Consider the following 24406-nt stretch of genomic DNA (forward strand, 5'->3'; position numbering starts at 1 on the left):
CCTTGGGTGGGGCAGTGTGTTGGGGGAGTGCGTGAGACTGTGCCCGTTAGTGGGCGGGTGATTTTGCCGAAGGGACTTTTCGGACGGGGTTGGCTGCGGCAGCCTGGGTCATGCGATCCAACAGGATGCCGAGGAAAACGATGGCCAGGCCTGCGGCGAGGCCCTTGCCGAACAGCGAACTCTGGACAAAGCCGGCAACGACGTCGTACCCAAGGCCGCCCGCTCCGACCAGCGCTCCGACTACCACCATGGCGAGGACGTAGATCAGGCCCTGGTTGGCCGCGAGGGCCAGGGATTGCCGAGCCATGGGCAGCTGGACCTTCGTGATGACCTGCCAGGGAGTTGAGCCGCTGGACACGGCAGCTTCCATGACGGTGGGCGAAATTGCGGCGATGCCGTCGGCCGTGATCTTGATGGCCACCGGCGCCGCGTAGATGATGCCGGCAATGATGGCGGTGAACCGTGTGGCGCCGAAGAGGCCCAGGAACGGAACGAGGTAGACGAAAGCCGGCATGGTCTGTCCGGCGTCGAGCATGGGCCGCATGAGCTGGTCCACTTTGTCGGACCTGCCCATGGCCACGCCGAAGATGACGCCCAGGACCATGACCACTGCGGTGGCAACGAGGGTTCCTGCCAGGGTGACCATGGCATCGCTCCACAGGCCCAGGTAAATGATCACGGCCAAGCACGTTGCCGTGACCGCTGCCAACTTCCAGCCGCCGAGGGCAAACGCCGCCACGACGATCACGGCAACCAGGAGGTAGAAAGGCGTCTCTGTCAGGAGTGACTGGAACGGGTTGAGGATCCCGTTCGTGACTGCCTCACGGAAGGACACCGTAAAGAGGTAGAGGTTGGTCTGGAGCCATTCGCTCGCGGAGCTCACTCCGCTGACAAAGGCCGGTCCAATGTTGAGATCCTTCGGGAAGGCAGCGGCCCAGAGCATCGTCCGGGACAACTGGACCGTGACGAGCACCACAAGAAAACTGACGGCCAGCAGAATGTACCTCATTCGCCGCGATATCCGGCGTCTGCGGTTTGCTCCGGGTTCGGCCCGGCGGCTTGCGGCCGTGGTCACGCGGTCCAGCACAATGGCCAGCAGGACGATCGACAGTCCGGCATTGACCGCCGTGCCGACGTCGAGCGACTGCAGGGCGCGGATAACCACCTGTCCCAGCCCGGGGGCAGCGATCAGCGCCGCGATGGTCACCATGGACAGCGCGGCCATGGTGCTTTGGTTGATCCCCATGACGATGGTGCGCCGAGCGAGCGGGAGCTGCAGGGTGACGAGCCGCTGCCAACCGGTGGTTCCCAAGGAGTCGGAGGCTTCGCGGGTGTTTTCCGGGATGCATCGGATGCCATGCGCCGTCAGTCGGATGACGGGCGGTGCTGCGTAGATCACGGTGGCGATCACGGCGGAGGCGGGTCCGATCAGGAAGATGAGGGCCAGCGGTGCCAGGTAAACGAAGGTGGGAAGGGTCTGCATGAAGTCGAGGACGGGGGTGATTACTTTGGCAACCCGGCCGTAGACTCCTGCGAGGACTCCGAGGGGGATGCCGAGAGCCAAGGTGAAGAGCACGGCTGTGAGGACGAGGGCGAAGGTGTAAGCCGCTTCCGTAAACAGCCCCTGAAGGCCGAAGAAGACGAAGGCGGCTGCTGTCAGCAGGGCCACGCGGGCGTTGCCCACCGCCAAGGCGATCCAGCTGAGCAGCGCGACGGTTCCCAGCCAGCCGATTTCCGGCAGCCGAAGCCCGGTGGTGCTGGCGGCGAAAACGCCGATGAACAGGTTTGCGACGGCGTCGACGGCGGCCCGGAGGGGTGTGAAAACGTACTGGAAGACGGGATTGTCGGCCCGGTTTGAGGCCACCCAGGCATTGAATTGGTTGAGGGAGCGGTGGAGGTCGGTGAGCTCCGAAGCCGGCAGCGTGAGGGTCGCCGTGCCGTGGAGGAACAGGAATCCGACGAGCCAGACGACGCCGGCCCCGCCCAGAAGCAGGGTGCGGCGGCTTAACCGCTTGCGCGGTGCGCGGACGGAAACGAGGCCGGTCTGAACCGGGGCGCGATCGCGGACGAGTGTGGACATCACGCCGCAACTTCCGTGCTGCGGATGACCGACAAGATGCTGTCGCGGTCGATCTGGCCGGTGATCTTGCCGGAGTCTTCCACCAGGACAGGGCACGATGAGTTCATGACGGTGGGAATGGCGTCGCGGATGATCGTGCCTGCGCTCAGGACCGGAGCATCCCCGGGAGTGCCTAGTGCTACGGGATCGGTGATCCACTTGAGTGTCAGGACATCCGCGCGAGGCACCTCGGAGACGAAGTCGGCGATGTATTTGTCCGCAGGCGATCCGACGAGATCGTCGCCTGTGCCGCATTGGACCGTCTCCCCGTTCCGCATGATCAGGATGCGGTCCCCGAGTTTGAGCGCTTCGGAAAGGTCGTGGGTGACGAAAACCATCGTCTTTCCCATTTCTTTGTGCAGCCGGATGACCTCCGCCTGCATATCGCGCCGGATGAGCGGGTCCAAGGCGGAGAACGGTTCGTCGAAGAGGATAGTGTCCGGATCGCCTGCCAAGGCGCGGCCAAGTCCGACGCGCTGTTGCATTCCGCCGGAGAGTTGATCGGGGAAATGCTGCTCGTAACCTTTGAGGCCTACGAGCTCGATGATTTCGCGGGACCTGGCATAGCGCTCGTTCTTGGCGGCGCCACGGATCTGCAGCCCGTAGGACACGTTGTCCAGCACGGTGCGGTGCGGCAGGAGGCCGAAATGCTGGAAGACCATGGACATTTTTCGCCGACGCAGCTCCCGAAGCTCGCCGGTTCCCGCTTGCATCACGTCCTTGCCGTCCACCAGGACGCTCCCCGACGTCGGTTCGATGAGCCGGGTGAGGCACCGGATCAGGGTGGACTTTCCTGATCCGGACAGGCCCATGACGACGAACACTTCGCCCTTCGCGACGTCGAAGTTCATGTCGCGCACTGCGGCATTGCACCCTGTGCGTTCAAGCAATTCGGCCGAGCTCAAAGCCGAGAGCCCGGGATCCTTGGGGATCTTTTCACCTCCGGGGCCGAAGACCTTCCAGAGGTTGCGCACTGATATGTCAGGACTGCTCATTGCTGTACTCCTGCCTGTGACGGCTCGAACCAATGGCTGGGCCCGGGGCTGATGTTTTGCCAGATGTGCTTCGTTTCTCGGTATTCGGCCAAGCCCGCGAGCCCCAATTCACGGCCATTGCCGGACTGTCCGAAGCCGCCCCATTCGGCCTGCGGAACGTACGGGTGGTAGTCGTTGATCCAGACCGTCCCGTGGCGCAACGCTTCGGAGACCCGCTGGGCTTTCGATGCGTCTGCCGTCCACACGGCGCCGGCCAGTCCGTAGACGGTGTCGTTGGCCAGCCGGACGGCCTCTTCCTCGGTGGTGAATGCTTCCACCGTCATGACGGGGCCAAAGGATTCCTCTTGGACCACGCGCATCGAGGTGCTGCACCCGTCCAGCACGGTGGGCGGGTAGAAGCTGCCACCGGCCAACTCCGGGCTGTCCGGAATGAAGCCGCCGCACAGCAGCCGGGCGCCTTCCGCAAGCCCGGCCTGCACATAGGCGTGGACCTTGTCCCGGTGGGCGGTGGAGATCAGCGGGCCTGTCTGGGCTTCCTGGTCGAAGGGCCCGCCCAGCCGGATCCGGCGGGCACGGCGCACCACTTCGGCTACGAATTCCTCGTGGATGGACTCTTCGACGATGAGCCTGGCCCCTGCCGAGCAGACCTGGCCGGAATTCAGGAAGACGGCCGTCAAGGCGTTGTCGATGGCGGCTTCCCGGTCGGCGTCGGCGAACACGATGTTCGGGTTCTTGCCGCCGAGCTCGAGGGCCACTCGCTTGACCGTCTGCGCTGCCGCCACCATGATCCGCTTGCCGGTTTCAAGCCCGCCCGTGAACGAGACCAGATCGACCCGGGGATCCGAGCTAAGTACCGCCCCCACTTCAGTTCCCGTTCCGGTCACGAGGTTCGCGACACCGTCTGGCACCCCTGCTTCCCGCAGGGTGTCCATGAGCAGGATGGACGTGGAGGGTGTCAGCTCACTGGGCTTGAGGACAAATGTGTTGCCGGCCAAGAGCGCAGGTGCAACCTTCCACGAAGCCTGCAGGAGCGGGTAGTTCCACGGCGTGATGAGCCCGCAGACTCCTACGGGTGCATGGACGACCCGGCTGATGGCGCCGGGCCGGCCGGTATCGACCACACGGCCCGCGTCCGTGCCTGCCACGCTGCCGTAGTAGCGGAAGCAGGCTATGACGTCGTCGATGTCGTATTCGGCTTCGACCAGCCGTTTGCCGGTGTCGAGGGCTTCGGCCGCGGCGTAGCCGGCTTTGTCCCGCTGCAGCAGGCCGGCTACGCGGAGCAGGATCGCGCCGCGTTCCAGCTCGGGCATGCCCGGCCAGAGGCCGTCGTCGAACGCTTTCCGGGCGCTCGCCACGGCGGCCTCGGCATCGGCCGCGGTGCACTCCGCGACGTCGGCAACGTGCGTGCCGTCCGCCGGGCAGCTGATGCTCCGGGTGCTTCCGCTGGACTGCTGCCAAGCGCCGTCGACATAGCTGCCGCGCACTGTTGTTTGGATCTGTGAAAGTTGTGGGCTGTTCATGCCGCTCCTTAGTTCCTTGCCGAAGTGGCCTCGGGCTGGCTTTCCAGGCTTTCCAGACTGTCGGGAACCGGCCCGTCCGCCCCCGGAACCGCGCCGTGCCGGTAGAACTCGGCGGCGATCGGCGCGAGGGGTTCGCGGCCCTGAATCAAGTCCGCGGCTTTCTCGGCCAGCATCATGACCGGCGCATAGATGTTGCCGTTGGTCACGTACGGCATTGCCGAAGCGTCAGCCACCCGCAGCCCCGAGATGCCATGCACCCTCATGCTGAGCGGGTCTACCACCGCCATGGGATCGGTGGCCGGGCCCATCTTGGCTGTGCAGGAAGGGTGCAAGGCGGTTTCTGCGTCGCGGGCTACCCAGTCGAGGATTTCCTCGTCGGTCTGGACTGCTGGACCGGGGGAGAGCTCACCGCCATTGAATGGCGCCATGGCGGACTGCTCCAGGATGTTCCGGGAAATCCGGATGGCTTCGACCCACTCGCGCCGGTCCTGGTCCGTGGAAAGGTAGTTGAACTTCATGGACGGGTGGACGGTTGGATCCGTGGAGGTGATCTTCAGGCTGCCACGGGCGTCGGAATACATGGGCCCGATGTGCACTTGGTAGCCATGCTTGGCGTCGGCCTTCTGGCCGTCGTAGCGGACGGCCACCGGCAGGAAGTGGAACATCAGGTTCGGGTAGGCGACGTCCTCGTTGGAGCGCACAAAGCCGCCCCCTTCGAAGTGGTTGGTGGCCGCGGGCCCCTTGCGCCCGAACAGCCACTGCAGGCCGATCCACGGATAACGCCACAGGCTCAGGCTTGGCTGCATGGACACCGGCTGGGTGCAGGCATGCTGGATGTAGACCTCCAGATGGTCCTGCAGGTTTTCGCCCACACCGGGGAGGTCAACCACGGGCCTGATCCCGAGCGATTTGAGGTGCGTGGCGTCCCCGACGCCGGACAACTGCAGCAGCTGCGGGGTGTTGACGGCTCCTCCGCACAGGACGACTTCCTGGGCGTCCACGCTGTGCTGCTTGCCGTTGCGTCGGTAGCTGACGCCCGTGGCCCTGACCTCGGACGTTCCAATGCCGTCGAAGTTGATTTTCGAGACGAGGGCCCGTGTCCTTACCGTGAGGTTGGGCCGGTCCAGGTGCGGCCGCAAGTAGGCGCGCGACGCGGAGAGCCGCTGGCCCTTGTGCACATTGCGGTCGAAGGGACCGAAGCCCTCCTGCCGGTACCCGTTGACATCGCTGGTCCGTGCGAATCCGGCTTCTTGGGCGGCGCGGAAGAAAGCCTGGAAGAGGGGATTGCGCGCAGGGCCGCGTTCAAGGACGAGCGGTCCGTTGTGTCCCCGCAGTTCATCGTCGGGATCCGCGGCGAGGGCGGTCTCCATGCGGTTGAAGTAGGGGAGGCAGTGAGCGAAATCCCAGGTCTCCATCCCGGCGTCGGCTCCCCAGCGTTCGTAGTCCAACGGGTTGCCGCGCTGGAAGATCATGCCGTTGATGGAGCTGGATCCCCCCAGCACCTTGCCGCGGGTGTGGGCGATCCGGCGTCCGTGCATGTGCGGCTCGGGGTCGGATTGGTAGCGCCAGTCGTAGAACCTGTTCCCGCTGGGGAACGTGAGCGCTGCCGGCATCTGGATGAACAGGTCCCAGGGGTAGTCGCTCCGGCCGGCCTCCAGGACCAGGACGGTCTTGGTGCGGTCTGCGCTGAGCCTGTCCGCCAGCACCGATCCGGCGCTGCCCCCACCCACAATGACGTAGTCGAACTTTTCGTTGGCCATTAGTTGAACTCCTTTGAAGTGATCCCCATTGCTTGTGTCCGGTAGCCAGGAGGGCGTTAGCCCCGCAGTTTTTCCATGGTCGGATCCACGAGGGGATCGGCGGAGATGGTGGCCGGGATCCGCTTGCCGAAGTATTCGATCTCGACGGCGTCACCCTCGCCCGCTTCTGCGGGCAGCCAAGCGTAGGCGATGGGCTTCCGGACCGTGTAGCCGTAGGCGGCGCTCGTGACGTATCCGGACGGTTCGCCGCGGTAGTAAACGGGTTCCTTGCCCAACACCACGGACGTGCCGTCGTCGACCGTCAAGCAGCGCAGGCGGCGGTTGACGGGCAGTTCGCGGCGGGCTTTGAGGGCCTCGGCGCCGATGTATCCTTCCTTGTCCTTGCTCACGGAGAAGCCAAGTCCCGATTGGTAGGGTTCGTGCTCCGGGGTCATGTCGGTACCCCACAGCCGGTAGCCCTTCTCCAGGCGCAGGCTGTTGAACGCGCCGCGGCCAGCCGCGATGATGCCCTGCTCCTGGCCCGCCGCGAACAGCAGGTCCCAGAGCCTTTGGCCGTTTTCCGCCGTCGTGTACAGCTCCCAGCCCAATTCGCCTACGTAGGACAGCCGCATCGCTGTGACAGGAATCCCGCCGATCCGGACCTTCTTGGTGCGGAAGTACTTCAGTCCGTCGTTGCTGAAATCGTCGTCGCTCACCTTGGCGATGACGTCGCGGGCGAGCGGCCCCCAGAGCCCTACGCAACACGTGGAACCGGTGATATCGCGGATCTGGACCCACTGGCTGACGTCCTCGGCGGTCTGCTTACGGGCTTCGGTGGTGAAGTAGTCGAAGTCGATGTTGCCGTTCGCGCCCACCTGGAACGTGGTCTCATCCAGCCGGGCAACCGTAATGTCGCTGCGGATGCCGCCGTCGTCGTTGAGGAGCAGGCAGTACGTCACCGCACCCGGCTTCTTGTCGACCTTCCCGGCGCTGAGGCGCTGCAAGAGGGTGACGGCGCCCGGCCCGGAAACCTCCAGCCGCTTGAGCGGCGTCATGTCATAGAGCGCGACGGCGGTCCGCGTCTTCCACGCTTCGGCGGCGGAAATAGGGGAGTGGAACATGGCGGCCCATGAGTCGCGGTCAGGCGCACGCCATTCTTCCGGGAGCACTTCGAGCAAACCGCGGTTGGCCTCGAACCAGTGCGGGCGCTCCCAGCCGTGGGCTTCGAGGAAAAACGCCCCGAGCTCCTTCTGCCGGGCATTGAACGGGCTCAAGCGCAGCTCGCGCGGAGAGACCCTCGGTTGCAGCGGGTGCAGGACGTCGTAGATCTCCACGAAGTTCTGCTGGGAGGTTTCGCTGACGTAGCTCTCCGCGGTCTGGATTTCTTCGAAGCGGGAGACCTCGCATTCGTGGAGCGGGATGCGGGACTGGCCCTCGATGAGGCGCTCGGCCAGGGCTCGGGCCACGCCGGCGGAGTGCGTCACCCAGACGGCCTCGGCCACGAAGAATCCGTCAACGTCCTTAGACTCGCCGACGAGTGGACCACCGTCGGGGGTGAACGAGAAGATCCCGTTGAAGCCATCGGCAATCCGGGCACCCGCGAGGGCAGGAAGGAGTTCCTTGGAGTCTTCCCAGCACGGCAGGAAGTCTTCTTCGGTGAACGGCAGGCGGGACGGCATCCGGTGCTCGGACATGTCAGCCGCAGTAACCTCGGGCAGTTCCCGGAGGTCCACGGGCATGGGCCTGTGGGCGTAGGAGCCGATGCCCATCCGATCCCCGTGCTCGCGGTAGTAGAGGTCCTTGTCCTGGTGGCGAAGGATGGGCATCCATGCGCCGTTGGCGGGGTCAATCAGCCGTGAGGCATCGTTCCGGCCCACGAGCTCGGGCACGGAGGTGGTCTTGACGTACTGGTGGGCGAGCGGGAGGAGCGGCACGGACATGCCCACCATGGCGCCGATCCTGGGACCCCAGAACCCGGCGCAGGAAACCACGATGTCTGCCGGGATCACGCCGTCGGGCGTTTCGACGCCGGTGACCTTGCCTCCGGCCTGTTCAATGCCGGTCACGGGAGTGGAACCGCGGAACGTGACCCCTGCGGCGCTCGCCTTGGCGATGAGCAGGCCAACGGCGCGGGCCGCGGAAGCCAAACCGTCGGAGGGGACATAGAGTCCGCCGAGCACCTTTTCCTGGTCGAGCAGCGGGTAGTGCTTGGCGCACTCGTCCGGATCGATGAGCCGGCCTTCCACACCCCACGACGCCGCGTAGCCCAGCTTGCGTTTGAGGTCCTCCAGACGCTCCGGAGTGGTGGCCACCTCAAGGCCGCCCACCTGGTTGAAGCAGGAGACGCCGGATTCGCTGAGCGAGAGCAGCTTGTCCACGGTGTAGGACGCGAATTGGGTCATGGCCTTGGAAGCATTGGTCTGGAACACGAGGCCGGGGGCGTGCGAGGTTGAGCCGCCCGCCAACGCCAACGGGCCCTGCTCGACAACTGTGATGTTGGTCCAGCCGCGGGTGGACAGTTCATCCGCAAGATTGGCGCCGACGATGCCGGCTCCGATGATGACGACACGGGGTGATGTGGACATGCGGGAAGCTCCTGAATTAAGAGGTGTGGAAGTTTGGGGCTCGCCGGACCCTAGACGTGGCCGTCGATGGTCAACCCAGGTGGAAGGTTCGGGGCGTCCTCGGATTCTTTGACCATGATCTGGCCATCCACCACCAGGACTTCGTGGACCCTGATGGGCAATTTTGCGGGAGGCGCGTCGGCGGCTCCCGTGCGCAGGTTGAACTTTGAAGCATGGAGAGGGCACTCTACCCAGCAGTCCTCCACCCAGCCGTCGGCGAGCGAGGCGTCTTGGTGGGTGCAGGTGTCGTCGAGGGCAAAGAGTTCGCCCTCTTCGGTGTGAAACACGGCAATGGGCGGAGACGTTTCGAGTCGAATCGCGTCCCCCGGAGCCAACGAGCTAAGCGGGCAAGCACTGTGCATCTCACGAACCTTCTTTCACCGGGCTGGTCGAAACCTGTGGGGCGGTTGTCTCATGATCAACGCTGATCACAATACGCAACAGAGTGATCGACCTCACATAGGCTTGTCAAGGGGTTGAATTTCCTGCGCAGATTCCTTGACATGCGATGTGAAGTCGGTCACGCTGTTTCGCATAATGAAGTGTGTTGCGTATGGCGCAATAAAATTTTCGAACGGCTCGGCGAGGAGGAAGCCATGGAGACATTGGCGATCGTGGGCGCATCATTGGCGGGTCTTTCCGCCGCCCGCGCTGCCCGGGCGCAGGGCTTTTCCGGCCGGCTGCTCATCATTGGCGATGAGCAGCAGCGGCCCTATGACCGCCCGCCCCTGTCCAAGGAGTTCCTGGCAGGAAAAATCGGTATCAAGCACGTCATGTTGGAAGCCGGGGAGGCGGATTCAGATGACCCGCTCCAGGCCGAATGGCTGCTGGGCTCGCCGGCGCGAAGCTTTGACGCCGCCACCAGGACCATCACGCTAGGCGACGGACGCGCCGTGGTGGCTGACGGCGTCGTGATTGCCACGGGAGCCTCAGCCCGCACGCTGCCCGAACTCGCGGGCCTAGCCAATGTCTTTACCTTGCGGACTCTCCAAGACGCACAGGATCTGGCCCCGGAGCTCGTTGCGGGCGGCCGCCTGCTGGTTGTAGGCGCCGGCTTTATCGGCGCGGAAGTCGCGTCAACAGCCAAGGGCCTGGGAATGGACGTAACTGTCATCTGCAAGAGCAAAGTGCCTCTGAGCGCTCCGCTCGGTCCGGAGATGGCTGCCGTCATGGCCACACTCCATGGGATGAATGGTGTGGAGCTGGTTTGTGACACGGGAATCGACTCGTATTACAGCTACGAAGGAAATGTGACCGGCGTCCGGCTGAGCGATGGACAGTACCGTTCCGCCGATGTCGTACTCCTTGGTATCGGTGCGGTGCCCAACGTCGGGTGGCTGTCCGGTTCGGGCGTGGAGCTCGACGACGGGGTCACATGCGATCCGATGGGACGGACCAACGTTCCCGGCGTGGTTGCCGTGGGAGACTGCGCGGCCTGGTTCGACCCACGCAGCGGGCGGCACCAACGGGTGGAGCATTGGAGCGGCGCCCAGGAACGTGCCGCCCTGGCCGTGGCCGGACTCTTGGATCACTCAGCCGCGCCTCTTCCGCTCAACTTGCCGTACTTCTGGTCTGACCAATACGGAGTGACGCTCCAGTTCGCCGGCCATGCGCAGGACGCAGAGCGTGTCGAGATCGAGGCGGGGCAGCTCGAGGACCACAGCTTCCTTGCCGTGTACTACCGGGGCGGGGAAGCGGTGGGCGTTCTGGGTGTGAACCAGCCGCGCCTGTTCACCCGTTGGCGCCGGCAACTCAACGCCCGCAACGCCCCGCCCGTCCTGACAACCCCATGAACATCCCAAGCCCCACTGCTTCATCACTGAATAGGAGTCGGAATGACCACTGAAGTTGTTTCCCCCAGCCTGATCCCCACTCTCCCCGGCCACACGTATGTCAGTGAAGACATCTTCCGCGCCGAGCAAGAGCACATCTTTGAACAAATGTGGTTCTGTGCAGTGCGGACCGCGGACCTGGAAAAGGCCGGTTCGTTCAAAACGGTGCAGATCGGCCGCGAGAGCGTGCTCATCAACCGAACCCGCAAAGGGGAAATCCGCGCGTTCTACAACATCTGCCGGCACCGTGGCGTGAAGCTGTGCATGGAGGAGTCCGGTGAAGCCAACCGCTCGTTCCAGTGCCCGTACCACGCCTGGACCTACGATCTCGAGGGAAAGCTCATCGCGGCCCCCAACCTCACCAAGATGCCGGATATCGACCGCAACGAATACGGACTGGTCAAGGTCCACGTCCGCGAGTACATGGGCTACGTCTGGGTCTGCCTTGCGGATGAACCACCGTCGTTCGAGGAAGACGTCATGGGTGCGATCGAGGAGCGCCTCGGTGACCTGCGTGCTGTTGACGACTACGACATCGCGAACCTGAGCCTTGGCCGGCGCATCAAGTATGACGTCAAGGCCAACTGGAAGCTCATCATCGAAAACTTCATGGAGTGCTACCACTGCGCCACGATCCACCCCGAACTCACCGAAGTCCTGCCCGAGTTCGCCGATGGCCTGGCGGCGCAGTATTTTGTGGGCCACGGCGCCGAGTTCGGCGACGACATCAAGGGCTTCACGATTGACGGTTCCGAGGGCCTGGACCGAATCCCGGGAGTGGGCGATGAACAGGACCGCCGGTACTACGCAGTGACCATCAAGCCGAATGTCTTCGTCAACCTGGTTCCGGACCATGTCATCATCCACCGCATGTTCCCGCTGGCCGCCGATCACACGATCGTCGAATGCGATTGGCTGTACCTGCCCAGCGTGGTGGAATCCGGCAAGGACGTGAGCGCTTCGGTGGAGCTCTTCCACCGGGTCAACGAGCAGGACTTCGACGCCTGCGAACGCTGCCAGCCAGCCATGGGTTCCAAGATCTACGCCAAGGGTGGCGTCCTGGTACCGAGCGAGCACCACATTGAGGCGTTCCACAGCTGGGTCACCAGCAAGATCGCTGACGTCCCTGCCGACAGCTAGCCTGAGGAATGTCCGTCGATGTAACGAGCTACCGGAACCTAGGAAAAGGAACACAGCCAATGGTTTACAAAGTAAGGGCGGTCATCGCCAAGGAAAAGAACGCTCCGGTCTCCCTGGAGACCATCCTGGTGCCGGAGCCCGGTCCGGGCGAAGCGCTGGTGGACATCCTCACCTGCGGCGTGTGCCACACCGACCTGCACTACAAGCAGGGCGGCATTACCGATGATTTCCCCATCCTGCTCGGCCACGAGGCCACGGGTGTAGTCAGCGCCGTAGGGCCGGACGTCACCGAAGTAGCGCCGGGGGACCGCGTGATTCTGAACTGGCGTGCCGTGTGCGGGGAATGCCGGGCCTGCGCCAAGGGCCAGCCGCAGTACTGCTTCAAGACGCACAATGCCACCCAGAAGATGACCCTGGAGGACGGCACTGAACTTACACCGGCCTTGGGGATCGGCGCCTTCGCAGAGAAGACCCTCGTGGCCGCCGGGCAGTGCACCAAAGTGGACGACGACGTCGATCCCGCCGCCGTCGGGCTGCTCGGCTGCGGTGTGATGGCAGGAATCGGCGCCGCCATCAACACCGGGGAGGTCAAGCGGGGCGAGTCCGTGGCCGTCATCGGCTGCGGCGGCGTCGGCATCGCTGCCATCGCCGGGGCAAGGCTCGCCGGCGCCACGACGATCATCGCCGTGGACATCGACGCCAACAAAATCGAGATGGCCAAGTCCCTGGGAGCCACGCACGGTGTCAACTCCAGACAGGAAGACCCCATCGAGGCTATCCGGGCGCTGACCGGCGGGAACGGTGCCGACGTGGTGATCGACGCCGTCGGACGCCCGGAGACCTACAAGCAGGCCTTCTACGCGCGCGACCTTGCCGGCCGCGTGGTACTGGTCGGCGTCCCGACGCCGGGCATGTTGCTCGAACTGCCCCTGCCGGATGTCTTTGGCCGCGGCGGTTCGCTGAAGTCCTCCTGGTACGGGGACTGCCTGCCTTCCCGCGATTTCCCGATGCTCGTGGCGCACTACAAGCAAGGCAACCTCGACCTGGACGCGTTCGTGTCCGAACGGATCACCATCGACCAGGTGGAAGAAGCGTTCGCCAAGATGCACGAAGGCAAAGTGCTCCGCTCGGTCGTGGAAATCGCATGAGCGTCACCATCGAAAACCTCGTCACCTCGGGCACGTTTTCGCTCGACGGCGGCACATGGGACGTGGACAACAACGTTTGGATCGTCGGCAACGACGATGAATGCGTCATCATCGACTGTCCGCACGATGCGTCGGCAATCATCGACCAGGTCCGTGGCCGGAAGGTGCGGGCCATCCTGCTCACCCATGCGCACAACGACCACATCGGAGCGGCGCTCGACGTGGCGAACGCCGTGAACGCCCCGATCCACCTGCACCCCGCGGACATGGTTCTGTGGGAGCAGGTGTATCCGGACGCCGGCCCGGACCGTCACATTGCGGACGGTGACGTCTTCGAGGTGGCGGGCACGGCCCTGCAAGCCATCCACACGCCGGGCCATTCGCCGGGTTCCACGTGCTTCTACCTGGAAAGCGAAGGCACCGTCTTCACGGGCGACACCCTCTTCAACGGCGGCCCGGGAGCCACCGGCAGGTCCCACAGCGACCACCCGACCATCCTGGCCTCGATCAGGGAGCGCCTCCTGACGCTTCCGGCGGAAACCGTGGTCCGGACCGGCCATGGCGGGGACACCACCGTCAAAGCGGAGAAGGAAAACCTCGCTTAGGCGGCGCGGGATCGCCGGGTTCGGCGGTTTCTACGCGCCGCTGGCTGCGGTGTAACCCATCTTGACGCTGATTGAATACCCGGCCTGCTTGAGCGCATCGAGCAGGCCGGGTATTTTTTCCGGCTCGAAACGGAAAGCCGGGCCGGAAAGGCTGATGGCTCCGATCACGGTGCCGCTGTGGTTGCGGATCGGAACGGCGACGGCGTTGAGTCCGCGCTCGAGTTCTTCATACGTGGCGGCGTATCCGGCCTCCGCAATGACCGGCATTTGCTGCTCCAGCGCGTCGCGGTCTGTGATGGTCTGTGGCGTGTATCGCGCCTGGCCGGCTTCCCTGAGAACTCGGTCCCGGGTGGCAGGCGGCAGGGCGGCAAGCATGACCTTGCCGCTGGACGTGGCGTGGAGCGGGGTGAGCCCGCCGATCCAGTCCTGGGTGCCAAGCGTGTTGGGGCCAATGGCCTGGTCCACATTGACCGCGAAATTCGACCGCAGCACGGCCAGGTTGGCAGTCTCAGCGAACTTCTCCGCCAGGGCTTCGAGATCTTCGCGGGCCTCCCTGACCAAGCTGAGGCGGGCCGGAATGGCGCTGGCCAAACGCAGGATGTTGAAACCGAGTTGGTATTTTCCGCGCTCGTGATTCTGCTGGACCATGCCACGGGCGTCCAGGGCGCTCAGCAGTCGCGACGCCGTCGACTTGTGGACGCCCATTTCCTCCGCGATCTCACTCACGCCGGCATCTCCGTTGCGGGCGATGATCTCAAGCACAGTGATGGCCCGGTCCACGGACTGCACACCTGCGTGCTGCCCGGCGGCGGGATCGGTATCGGGGTCGTTGGCAATGCTTGCATCAGCGTCCATGTGGTTCATCGTCTCAAACGCGGTCAAATGGGCAGCCTCTCCTGGCTGCGTGTCCTGGGATGTTGCCAGCCGTGCCGGTCATCATGGATAGCTGGTTATAGGATCGGTCGATATGGCACTGCGACTTGTTCAGGTGAATTTCAAGGCACGCGATGACGCGGTCCTCGGGCGGTTTTGGGCGGAGGCCCTCGGCTGGGAAGTTTCCAGCGAAGGACCCGGCATGAGCAATGTTGAACCAGTGGGCTTCGCCGGGCCGGACCCCACAGCCGTGTGCGTCGATGTCGTCACCGTCCCGGACCCCGAAAATGTAAGGTACCGCGCGCACCTCGATCTCGCCACCACCTCTGCGACCCATCAGTCGGAGCTGGTGGCGCGGCTGGTGAAGCTAGGTGCGACCCCCGGAGACATCGGTCAGGGCGATGTGCCTTGGACGGTCCTGGCCGACCCGGAGGGCAACCTGTTCTGTGTGCTGGAGCCTCGGCCGATCTACGGGGACACCGGGCCGATCGCCGCAGTGGTGGTCAATTGCGCGGATCCGCGGGCCATGGCCCGGTTCTGGAACGGCGCGATGGACTGGACCCTGCACGAAGTGACCGACGATTTTGCGAGGCTGCGCTCGGCGAAGGGTGTCGGGCCGTACCTGGAGTTCGTCCGGACAGCCGCCGCGGATGCCGTGTCCGGCCGTGTCCATCTCGACCTGAGGCCGTACCGCGGCGATGATCAAGCGGCAGAGGTGGCCCGGCTGCGGGAACTGGGCGCCACGGACGCCGACGTCGGCCAAGGCGATGTGCCATGGGTGTGCCTCGCCGACACGGAGGGCAACGAGTTCTGCGTCCTCACCCCCGGCTGACGCCGCGATCGCCTAAGCCGTTCCTTCTTGGGCCCCGCCGTGCCACACTTGATGGACTATCGAGTGACTGGGGGGATCCGGGTCAGGAGATTGGTATGCGAGTTCTGATGCACCCCCGCACCTCGGGCCGCCGAGTGATGGCGAGCCAGCCATGATCATCGGTTGGGCTTACTTCATGGCCGGAGTAATGACGGTTGATGGACTTCTGCTGGGCTTGCTGCTGCTGAACGTGAAGTGGCCCAAACACTGGAAGAGGAACGGCTAGCGGCAGCGGTTTCCCGCGGGCCTAGAGCACCTTGCGGATCGTCTGTTCGAAACTCACCACGTGATGCAAGGCGAGCGCCGCCGCCCGCTCCTCGTCGCCGTCGGCGATGGCGGTGAGCAACTCGGCGTGTTCCGCGACGTGGCCAGTCACGGATGGCATCTTGTCCAGCATGTGGCACCAAATGCGGGTTGCGAGGTTGTCGTAGCGGATCAGCACGTCCTCGAGGTGCGGATTGGCCGCGGCCTTGTAGATGAGCCGGTGCACCTGGATGTCGTAGCGCATGAGTTCCTGCTGGCCGGCGTCGTGTGCTTCCAAGCCGCTGATGGCTGCGGCGACCTCGCGCAGTTCTTCCCGCAGCTTAGGGCTGGCCATGCGGGCGGCCCGCCGTGAGGCCAGGGGCTCAAGCAGCTCCCGGATTTCGGAGACGTCGGCGAGTTGGGTGATGTCGACGCCCGTGGCGAAGGTTCCGCGGCGGGGATACGACACCACGAGGTGGTCGCTTTCGAGCCGCTTGATGGCCTCGCGGACCGGGGTCCGTCCGATGCCGAGTTCGGCTGCAATCTGACCGTCGTTGATGGGGTCTCCGGGTTTGATGTCCAGCATGATGAGCCGGTCGCGCAGGAGCAGGTAGGCGTTTTCCGCCAAGGACGTTCCTTGCGTGCCTGTGTCCAGTGCCTCCAGTGCAGTGCTCATGTGTCCTCTCCCGTTGTCACAATTCCAAGTCTGGCGGATCAGTTGCTGCCGGGCTGTTGACGGTTGTGTGATCTTCAACATACTATGGCAACAGTTCTAATATATCAGTTGCTGATTAGTCAGTAAATATAAGTATCTCAAAAGGAGAACATGATGGTTGAACCGCTGATCCGCCCGCTCGCCCTGGCGGACCCGGAGGTTGAACAGGCGATCGCCCAGGAACTCATCCGCCAGCAATCCACGCTGGAAATGATCGCCTCCGAAAACTTCGCCCCTGCAGCCGTCATGCAGGCACAGGGCTCGGTCCTGACCAACAAGTACGCGGAAGGCTACCCGGGCAAGCGCTATTACGGTGGCTGCGAGCACGTGGACGTCATCGAGCAACTGGCTATCGACCGCGTCAAGGCCCTCTTCGGCGCCGAAGCCGCAAATGTCCAGCCGCACTCCGGCGCCCAGGCCAATGCCGCAGCCATGTTCGCGCTCCTCGAGCCGGGGGACACCATCATGGGCCTGGATCTCGCACACGGTGGCCACCTGACCCACGGCATGCGTATCAACTTCTCGGGCAAGCTGTACAACGTCATCCCGTACCACGTCAGCGAATCCGATCTCCGGGTGGATATGGCGGAAGTGGAAGCCCTGGCCCTGGAACACCGCCCCAAGCTGATCGTGGCCGGCTGGTCCGCGTACTCGCGCCACTTGGATTTCGCCGAATTCCGCCGAATCGCCGACCTCGTGGGCGCCTACCTCATGGTGGACATGGCCCACTTTGCCGGACTCGTCGCGGCCGGACTGCACCCCAATCCCGTGCCGTATGCCGACGTCGTGACCACCACCACCCACAAGACCCTCGGCGGTCCCCGCGGCGGAGTGATCCTGTCGAAGGAACAATACGCACGCAAGATCAACAGCGCAGTTTTCCCCGGCCAGCAGGGCGGTCCGCTGGAACACGTGATCGCGGCCAAGGCTGTCGCGTTCAAGATGGCGGCCGAGCCCGAGTTCCAGGAACGCCAGGTGCGGGTATTGGAAGGCGCCAAGCTCCTTGCCGAACGGCTCCTGAAGGACGACGTCGCCGCGGCAGGGATCTCGGTGGTCAACGGAGGCACCGACGTCCACCTCGTCCTGGTTGACCTGCGCCACTCGGAACTGGACGGCCAGCAGGCCGAGGACACCTTGCACCGCATCGGCATCACCGTGAACCGCAACGCCGTCCCGTTCGACCCCCGGCCGCCGATGGTTTCCTCGGGCCTCCGGATCGGCACCCCGGCACTCGCCGCCCGCGGCTTCGGCGCCAAGGAATTCGCCGAGGTCGCGGACATCATCGCGACGGCGCTGATCACCGCCGCAACAAGCGGCACCCTGGGTGACCACACCGCCGTCGAACTCCGCGCGAGGGTGACCGCGCTCGCCGAACAATTCCCGCTATACCCCCACCTTTCCCGGACCGGCAGCAACGACGCCGCTGCCACCGAACGTGAGGCAGAAATGATTGGAGCAGCCCAGTGAGCGCAGACCAACTTCCCGAACACCCGGATTTCCTGTGGCGCAACCCGGAGCCCAAGGCTTCCTACGACGCAGTGATCGTGGGCGGTGGCGGCCACGGCCTCGCCACCGCGTACTTCCTGGCCAAGAACCACGGCATGACCAACATCGCCGTCCTGGAGAAGGGCTGGCTGGCCGGCGGCAACATGGCCCGCAACACCACCATCATCCGTTCCAATTACCTGTGGGACGAGAGCGCCGCCATCTACGAGCACGCCCTCAAGCTCTGGGAGATCCTGCCCGAGGAACTTGAGTACGATTTCCTCTTCAGCCAGCGCGGCGTCATGAACCTCGCCCACACCTTGGGCGACGTCCGCGAAAGCGTCCGCCGTGTCGGTGCGAACAAGCTCAACGGGGTCGACGCCGAATGGCTGGACCCGCAGCAAGTCAAGGAACTCTGCCCCATCCTGAACATCAGCGACAACATCCGCTATCCGGTGATGGGCGCCACGTACCAGCCCCGGGCGGGCATCGCGAAGCACGACCACGTCGCCTGGGCCTTCGCCCGCAAGTGCGACGAGCTCGGCGTGGACATCATCCAGAACTGCGAAGTAACGGGCTTCCTGAAGGATGGCAACCGCGTGGTGGGGGTCAAGACCAACCAGGGAACCATCCACACCGAAAAGGTTGGACTCGCCGCGGCCGGCCACAGTTCCGTCCTCGCCGAAATGGCCGGGTTCCGCCTCCCGATCCAATCCCACCCCCTCCAGGCGTTGGTGTCGGAGCTGCACGAACCCGTCCACCCCACAGTGGTCATGTCCAACCACGTGCATGTCTATGTTTCCCAGGCACACAAGGGCGAACTGGTCATGGGCGCCGGCGTCGACTCCTACAACGGCTACGGCCAGCGCGGCTCCTTCCATGTGATCGAGCACCAGATGGCTGCCGCCGTCGAACTCTTCCCCATCTTCGCCCGGGCCCACGTGCTCCGGACCTGGGGTGGAATCGTGGATACCACCATGGACGCCTCGCCGATCGTCGGACTCTCGCCGGTGGAGAACATGTTCGTCAATTGCGGCTGGGGAACCGGTGGCTTCAAGGGCACTCCGGCTGCCGGCCTGACCTTCGCCCACACCATCGCCACGGGTACCCCGCACGAGCTCAACAAGCCTTTTTCGCTGGAGCGCTTCGAGACCGGTGCCCTGATCGACGAACACGGCGCCGCCGCCGTCGCCCACTAGCCGCAGCCCTTTAGGAGACCAACCATGCTGCTTATCAGCTGCCCCAATTGCGGGCCACGAGACGAAACAGAATTCCACTACGGCGGCCAGGCCCACGTCGCCTATCCGGAAAACCCGGACGCTCTGACCGACCGCCAGTGGGCCGAGTATTTGTTCTACCGCGACAACACGAAAGGCGCTTTCGCAGAACGCTGGGTGCACAGCACCGGTTGCCGCCAATGGTTCAACATGCTCCGCGACACCGTCAGTTACGACATCCAGGCGATCTACAGAATGGGCGAACCGCGCCCTGACCTGGAACGCCCCGTCGTGAACAACCCAGCCGCCACCACTCCGGAAGGAGCAACGAAGTGACCCCGCAGAACGCCCGCCTCGCCACCGGCGGCCGCATCGACCGCAGCATCTCCTGGCGTTTTACCGTGGATGGCCAGGAATTCACCGGCCACCCGGGAGACACCGTTGCCTCCGCACTGCTGGCCAACGGCCGCATCAACGCAGGCAACTCGCTCTACGAGGACCGGGCCCGGGGCATCATGTCCGCCGGCGTGGAAGAATCCAACGCCTTGGTCAAGGTGGCTGCCCGCTTCCCGGGCCATGTCGCCGAGTCGATGCTTCCCGCGACCACCGTCTCCCTCGTGGACGGGCTCAACGTTGAGTTCCTTAACGGCCTCGGCAAGCTCGATCCCAACGAGGACCGCGCCGAGTACGACAAGAAATACGTCCACACCGACGTCCTGGTGGTCGGCGGCGGCGTTTCCGGCCTCGCGGCGGCCCGCGAAGCGGTCCGGACCGGCGCCCGGGTCATCCTGATCGATGACCAGCCCGAACTCGGCGGCTCGCAGCTTTCCGGCTCCACCGCCCCGGAACTCGCCGAGGTGATCGAAGGCAAGCAGGCCCTGGAATGGATCGCCGACGTCGAGGCCGAACTCGTTTCCGCCGCCGAATGCACCGTCCTCAACCGCACCACGGCGTTCGGCTCCTATGACGCGAACTATGTGATCGCGGCACAGAACCGTACGGACCACCTCGGCAGCCCGGCCGCGGACGGCGTCTCCCGGCAGCGTATTTGGCACATCCGTGCCAAGCAGGTGGTCCTGGCCCCCGGCGCGCACGAGCGTCCGCTCGTCTTCGAGAACAACGACCGGCCCGGCATCATGCTGGCCTCGGCGGTCCGCAGCTACCTCAACCGCTACGCAGTCGCCGCCGGGCGGCGGGTCGTCATAGGCACCACCAACGATTCGGCCTACTTGCTTGCTGCGGATCTGCTCGCCGCTGGCGTCAAGGTTGCCGCCGTCGTCGACGCCCGGCCGAAGCTCAGCGACAAGGCCGCGGCCGCCGTCGAGAGCGGCATCCGCGTCCTCGTCGGCAGCGCCGTCGCAGATACCTCCGCCGCGGCGGAGGACGGCCGGATCGACGGCGTCACCATCCGCAGCCTCAACGACGACGGCGAAGTCACCTCGGGCGTCGAACGGCTCGCTTGCGATCTGCTGGCGGTTTCCGGTGGCTGGAGTCCCGTAGTCCACCTCCACAGCCAGCGCCAGGGCAAGGTGCGTTGGGACGATGACCTGGCCGGCTTCGTGCCGAGCTCCGTCGTCAAGGACCAACACGTGATCGGCGCCGGACGCGGAAGCTACGGGCTCGCGGACTGCCTGGGCGAAGGCGTATCCGCGGGCGCCGCGGCCGCCATCGCCGCGGGGTTCAGCTCCGAGACGATGCCCGCCGAGATCAAGGCGCCGGTTGCCTCCGCCCCCACCCGCCAGTTGTGGCTGGTGCCGGGGCAGAGCGGAAACGCGGGGGAGTGGCACCACCACTTCGTCGACTTCCAGCGCGACCAGTCTGTGGCCGACGTGCTCCGTTCCACCGGGGCCGGCATGCGCTCGGTGGAACACATCAAGCGGTACACCTCCATCAGCACCGCCAACGACCAAGGCAAGACGTCCGGCGTCAACGCCATCGGCGTGATCGCCGCGGCACTCAAGCAGGCCGGCGAAGCATCCCGCGGCATCGGTGACATCGGAACCACGACCTACCGGGCACCGTTCACGCCGGTCGCCTTCGCGGCCTTGGCGGGACGCCAGCGCGGCGAGCTGTTCGATCCCGCCCGCGTCACCTCCATCCACCCCTGGCATGTTGCCCAGGGAGCGCTCTTCGAGGACGTCGGCCAGTGGAAGCGCCCGTGGTACTACCCGCAAGCGGGCGAAGACATGGACGCCGCCGTGCTCCGCGAATGCGCCGCAGTCCGCGAATCCGTGGGCTTCATGGACGCCACCACCCTCGGCAAGATCGAGATCCGCGGCAAGGAGGCCGGTGAATTCCTGAACCGCATCTACACCAACGCGTTCAAGAAGCTTGCCCCCGGTTCCGCCCGCTACGGGGTCATGTGCACCCCGGACGGCATGATCTTCGACGACGGCGTGACCCTGCGCCTCGACGAGGGCCGCTACTTCATGACCACCACCACCGGCGGTGCCGCCAAGGTCCTCGACTGGCTCGAGGAGTGGCACCAGACCGAGTGGCCGGAGCTCGACGTGGTGTGCACATCGGTGACTGAACAGTGGACGACGATTGCCGTCGTCGGGCCCAAATCCCGTGCGGTGATCGCCAAGGTCGCCCCGCAACTGGCGGCCGACGGCGGGTTGGACGCCGAAGCGTTCCCGTTCATGACGTTCCGCGAGACCACGCTGGCCTCGGGAGTCCAGGCACGGATTTGCCGGATTTCCTTCTCCGGCGAGTTGGCTTACGAAATCAACGTTCCGTCCTGGTACGGGCTCGACACCTGGGAATCCGTCGCCGCCGCAGGTGCCGAGTTCAACATCACCCCCTACGGCACCGAGACCATGCACGTGCTGCGTGCCGAGAAGGGCTACCCGATCGTCGGGCAGGACACCGATGGCACTGTCACCCCGCAGGATGCCGGGATGGAATGGATCGTCTCCAAGGCCAAGGACTTCATCGGCAAACGTTCGTACAGCCGCGAGGACGCGGTCCGCACCGACCGCAAGCACTTGGTCAGCGTCCTCCCGGCGGACGGTTCGTTCCGTCTCCCGGAAGGCACCCAGCTCGTGGAAAAGGGAATTCCGGTCAACCCGGCATACGGCCCGGTGCCGATGCAGGGCTTCGTGACCTCGAGCTACCACAGTGCCGCTTTGGGCCGGTCCTTCGGCCTGGCATTGATCACCAACGGCCGCAACCGGATCGGCGAGACCCTCGCGGCCTCTGTCGGCGACCAGTTGCTGGATGTCGTTGTGGGAGAAACCGTACTTTTCGACGCTGAAGGGACCCGTAAAGATGGCTGAAACAGCAACCCCCGTAAACCCCGAGGCGCTCCGTGCGGCCCGCCGTAGCCCGGCGTCGCACCTCGCTCCGAGCTTCGAAACCGGCTCCGTTTCCGGAACCGTCGCTTTGAAGGAGATCCCGTTCCAGACCATGGTGGGGGTCCGGGTTGCCAGGGAGTCCGACGCCGGAGCCCGGCTCGCGTCCGTGACCGGCGGCTTGCCGGCCGCCTGCGGGGAGATCAGCGGGAACGAAAGGGCCACTACTTTGTGGCTTGGGCCGGACGAATTCCTGGTGGTCGCACCGGAATCGGCCCACGATTCCCTGGGCGGAGACCTTGTCAGGGCACTAGTGGAGGCACTCGGCGAGGACCCGGGCCAAGTGGTGGACTTGTCCGCCAACCGCACCACCTTCGAACTCTCCGGAGTCCGTGCCCGGGACGTCCTTGAAAAGGGGTGCTCGCTGGACTTGCATCCCCGGGCTTTCCGCACCGGGACGGCCCTGGCCACGGAAATCGGCAACATCCCCGCGATGCTGTTGAAGACCGGCGAGACCAGTTTCCGGATCTTCCCACGGGCTTCCTTCGCCGACTTCCTGGGCCGCTGGCTGCTCGATGGCATGAGGGAATTCGCCTCTCCCGAGGTCCCCTGATGGCACTGAGTGTGCTTGACCTGTTTTCCATTGGCATCGGGCCGTCGTCTTCGCACACGGTCGGCCCGATGCGGGCGGCAAAGCGGTTCACCGATGGCCTGGAATCCTCCGGGCAACTCGCGGCAACGGTGCGCGTCCAGGCAGAGCTTTTCGGCTCGCTGGGCGCCACCGGCCGCGGCCACGGCTCCGATAAGGCCGTAGTGCTGGGACTGCAGGGCCAATCGCCGGAAACCGTAGACACGTCTACTGCCGACGACCAGGTTGCCGCGGCCGCCCTCGACGCCGAATTGCGGATAGCCGGACATCACCGCGTGGACTTCAATTGGGACGAAGACGTGGTCCTGCACCGACGCAAGTCCCTCCCTGCCCACCCCAACGGCATGACGTTCCGGGCACTCGACCACGCCGGGGAAGTGCTTCGCGAACGAAGCTTCTATTCAATTGGGGGCGGCTTCGTCGTGGACGGCGACGCCTCGGGAAGCGACAAAGTGGTCGCCGACAGCACTGAGTTGCCCCACCCCTTCACTACCGCGGACGAGCTCCTGGCTATCTGTGCACGGGAGGACATGTCCATTTCCGATGTCATGCTCGCCAACGAGCTCGTGTGGCGCAGCGAAGCCGAACTACGCGAGCGGCTGCTGCAGATCTGGGCCGTCATGCGCGAATGCGTGGACAACGGCTGCGCCGCGGAAGGGATCCTGCCGGGAGGCTTGAACGTGAAGCGGCGGGCGCCGTCGTTGTTCAAGACCCTCACTGCGGACACCGCCGTGAGCGACCCGCTCCGGGCCATGGAATGGGTCAACCTGTTCGCGCTGGCCGTGAACGAAGAAAACGCCGCAGGCGGCCGCATCGTCACGGCACCCACGAACGGGGCAGCCGGCATTGTGCCGGCGGTGCTGCACTACTACACGAAATTCGTGCAGGGAGCCGACGACGACGGCGTGGTCCGCTTCCTGCTCGCGGCGGCTGCCGTCGGGATCCTGTTCAAGATCAACGCGTCCATTTCCGGTGCCGAAGTCGGTTGCCAGGGTGAAGTGGGCTCCGCCTGTTCGATGGCCGCCGCCGGTTTGTGCGAGGTCCTCGGAGGCACTCCCGAGCAAGTGGAGAACGCCGCTGAAGTGGGCATCGAACACAACCTCGGCCTCACCTGCGATCCCGTCGGCGGGCTGGTGCAGATCCCGTGCATCGAACGCAACGCCATCGCCAGCGTGAAGGCCATCAACGCCGCCCGCCTAGCCCTGCACGGCGACGGCAGCCACAAAGTGTCCCTTGATAAAGCCATCAAAACCATGCGAGAGACAGGAGCGGACATGAAAAGCAAGTACAAGGAGACCTCCCGCGGAGGCCTCGCCGTCAACGTAGTGGAGTGCTAGC

19 protein-coding genes are annotated in these 24406 nt (G+C 64.9%); 11 read left to right on the plus strand and 8 right to left on the minus strand.

The window, feature by feature from the left end; translation table 11 throughout:
* Window positions 1–46: 46 nt before the first annotated feature.
* Genes KNN17_RS07845 through KNN17_RS07870 form a run of 6 tightly spaced genes read right to left on the minus strand, consistent with a single transcriptional unit; the run spans window position 47 to window position 9359 of the window.
* Window positions 47–2080 (minus strand): ABC transporter permease, encoded by a 2034-nt coding sequence (locus KNN17_RS07845; protein WP_241708216.1) that lies wholly within the window; start codon window positions 2078–2080, stop codon window positions 47–49.
* The gene (locus KNN17_RS07850) at window positions 2080–3114 is read right to left on the minus strand and encodes a quaternary amine ABC transporter ATP-binding protein (protein WP_078106208.1); all 1035 of its coding nucleotides are present in this window, start codon (window positions 3112–3114) and stop codon (window positions 2080–2082) included. The genes KNN17_RS07845 and KNN17_RS07850 overlap by 1 nt, the downstream gene beginning before the upstream one ends.
* Window positions 3111–4634, minus strand: a complete 1524-nt coding sequence (locus KNN17_RS07855) for an aldehyde dehydrogenase family protein (RefSeq protein WP_241708217.1) — start codon at window positions 4632–4634, stop codon at window positions 3111–3113. Before KNN17_RS07855 ends, KNN17_RS07850 begins: the two co-directional genes overlap by 4 nt.
* Window positions 4635–4642: 8 nt before the next feature.
* Entirely contained in the window at window positions 4643–6394 is a 1752-nt protein-coding gene (gene betA, locus KNN17_RS07860; RefSeq protein WP_241708218.1) for a choline dehydrogenase, read from the minus strand.
* Window positions 6395–6450: 56 nt separating this feature from the next.
* On the minus strand, window positions 6451–8958 hold the full coding sequence (locus tag KNN17_RS07865; RefSeq protein WP_241708219.1) for a GcvT family protein: 2508 nt from the start codon (window positions 8956–8958) through the stop codon (window positions 6451–6453).
* A 50-nt stretch (window positions 8959–9008) separates the two neighbouring features.
* Entirely contained in the window at window positions 9009–9359 is a 351-nt protein-coding gene (locus KNN17_RS07870) for a bifunctional 3-phenylpropionate/cinnamic acid dioxygenase ferredoxin subunit (protein ID WP_241708220.1), read from the minus strand.
* Window positions 9360–9593: 234 nt separating this feature from the next.
* On the opposite strand from KNN17_RS07870, the gene KNN17_RS07875 reads away from it, so the two are divergent.
* The 4 genes from KNN17_RS07875 to KNN17_RS07890 are packed head-to-tail and all read left to right on the plus strand — an operon-like array spanning window position 9594 to window position 13722.
* Window positions 9594–10790: an NAD(P)/FAD-dependent oxidoreductase gene (locus KNN17_RS07875; RefSeq protein ID WP_241708221.1), complete on the plus strand. Its 1197-nt coding sequence runs from the start codon at window positions 9594–9596 to the stop codon at window positions 10788–10790.
* Between the two features lie 42 nt (window positions 10791–10832).
* Entirely contained in the window at window positions 10833–11969 is a 1137-nt protein-coding gene (locus KNN17_RS07880) for an aromatic ring-hydroxylating oxygenase subunit alpha (protein WP_241708222.1), read from the plus strand.
* A 59-nt stretch (window positions 11970–12028) separates the two neighbouring features.
* Complete coding sequence (locus KNN17_RS07885; protein WP_241708223.1) at window positions 12029–13117, plus strand: S-(hydroxymethyl)mycothiol dehydrogenase; 1089 nt, start codon at window positions 12029–12031, stop codon at window positions 13115–13117.
* The gene (locus KNN17_RS07890) at window positions 13114–13722 is read left to right on the plus strand and encodes an MBL fold metallo-hydrolase (protein ID WP_241708224.1); all 609 of its coding nucleotides are present in this window, start codon (window positions 13114–13116) and stop codon (window positions 13720–13722) included. The genes KNN17_RS07885 and KNN17_RS07890 overlap by 4 nt, the downstream gene beginning before the upstream one ends.
* Window positions 13723–13752: 30 nt before the next feature.
* Here the strand turns inward: KNN17_RS07890 and KNN17_RS07895 are convergent, their stop codons facing one another.
* A complete protein-coding gene (locus KNN17_RS07895) occupies window positions 13753–14577 on the minus strand; it encodes an IclR family transcriptional regulator (protein WP_241708225.1) in 825 nt (274 codons plus the stop codon).
* Between the two features lie 112 nt (window positions 14578–14689).
* On the opposite strand from KNN17_RS07895, the gene KNN17_RS07900 reads away from it, so the two are divergent.
* On the plus strand, window positions 14690–15427 hold the full coding sequence (locus tag KNN17_RS07900) for a VOC family protein (RefSeq protein ID WP_241708226.1): 738 nt from the start codon (window positions 14690–14692) through the stop codon (window positions 15425–15427).
* A gap of 286 nt (window positions 15428–15713) precedes the next feature.
* Here the strand turns inward: KNN17_RS07900 and KNN17_RS07905 are convergent, their stop codons facing one another.
* A complete protein-coding gene (locus tag KNN17_RS07905; RefSeq protein ID WP_078106198.1) occupies window positions 15714–16385 on the minus strand; it encodes a GntR family transcriptional regulator in 672 nt (223 codons plus the stop codon).
* A 153-nt stretch (window positions 16386–16538) separates the two neighbouring features.
* On the opposite strand from KNN17_RS07905, the gene glyA reads away from it, so the two are divergent.
* From glyA to KNN17_RS07935, 6 genes are read left to right on the plus strand one after another with little or no spacing between them, the layout of a single operon-like run.
* Window positions 16539–17891: a serine hydroxymethyltransferase gene (gene glyA / locus KNN17_RS07910; protein ID WP_241708242.1), complete on the plus strand. Its 1353-nt coding sequence runs from the start codon at window positions 16539–16541 to the stop codon at window positions 17889–17891.
* On the plus strand, window positions 17888–19108 hold the full coding sequence (locus KNN17_RS07915) for a sarcosine oxidase subunit beta family protein (protein ID WP_078106196.1): 1221 nt from the start codon (window positions 17888–17890) through the stop codon (window positions 19106–19108). Before glyA ends, KNN17_RS07915 begins: the two co-directional genes overlap by 4 nt.
* A gap of 24 nt (window positions 19109–19132) precedes the next feature.
* On the plus strand, window positions 19133–19462 hold the full coding sequence (locus KNN17_RS07920; protein WP_372489641.1) for a sarcosine oxidase subunit delta: 330 nt from the start codon (window positions 19133–19135) through the stop codon (window positions 19460–19462).
* The gene (locus tag KNN17_RS07925; RefSeq protein ID WP_241708227.1) at window positions 19459–22404 is read left to right on the plus strand and encodes an FAD-dependent oxidoreductase; all 2946 of its coding nucleotides are present in this window, start codon (window positions 19459–19461) and stop codon (window positions 22402–22404) included. The genes KNN17_RS07920 and KNN17_RS07925 overlap by 4 nt, the downstream gene beginning before the upstream one ends.
* The gene (locus tag KNN17_RS07930; protein WP_241708228.1) at window positions 22397–23032 is read left to right on the plus strand and encodes a sarcosine oxidase subunit gamma; all 636 of its coding nucleotides are present in this window, start codon (window positions 22397–22399) and stop codon (window positions 23030–23032) included. Before KNN17_RS07925 ends, KNN17_RS07930 begins: the two co-directional genes overlap by 8 nt.
* Window positions 23032–24405, plus strand: coding sequence for an L-serine ammonia-lyase (locus KNN17_RS07935; protein ID WP_241708229.1), 1374 nt, complete (start codon window positions 23032–23034; stop codon window positions 24403–24405). The genes KNN17_RS07930 and KNN17_RS07935 overlap by 1 nt, the downstream gene beginning before the upstream one ends.
* Window position 24406: the final 1 nt, after the last annotated feature.

Origin of the sequence: Arthrobacter bambusae (genome assembly GCF_022606295.1) — a bacterium.
Classification (GTDB): Bacteria; Actinomycetota; Actinomycetes; order Actinomycetales; family Micrococcaceae; genus Arthrobacter; species Arthrobacter bambusae_A.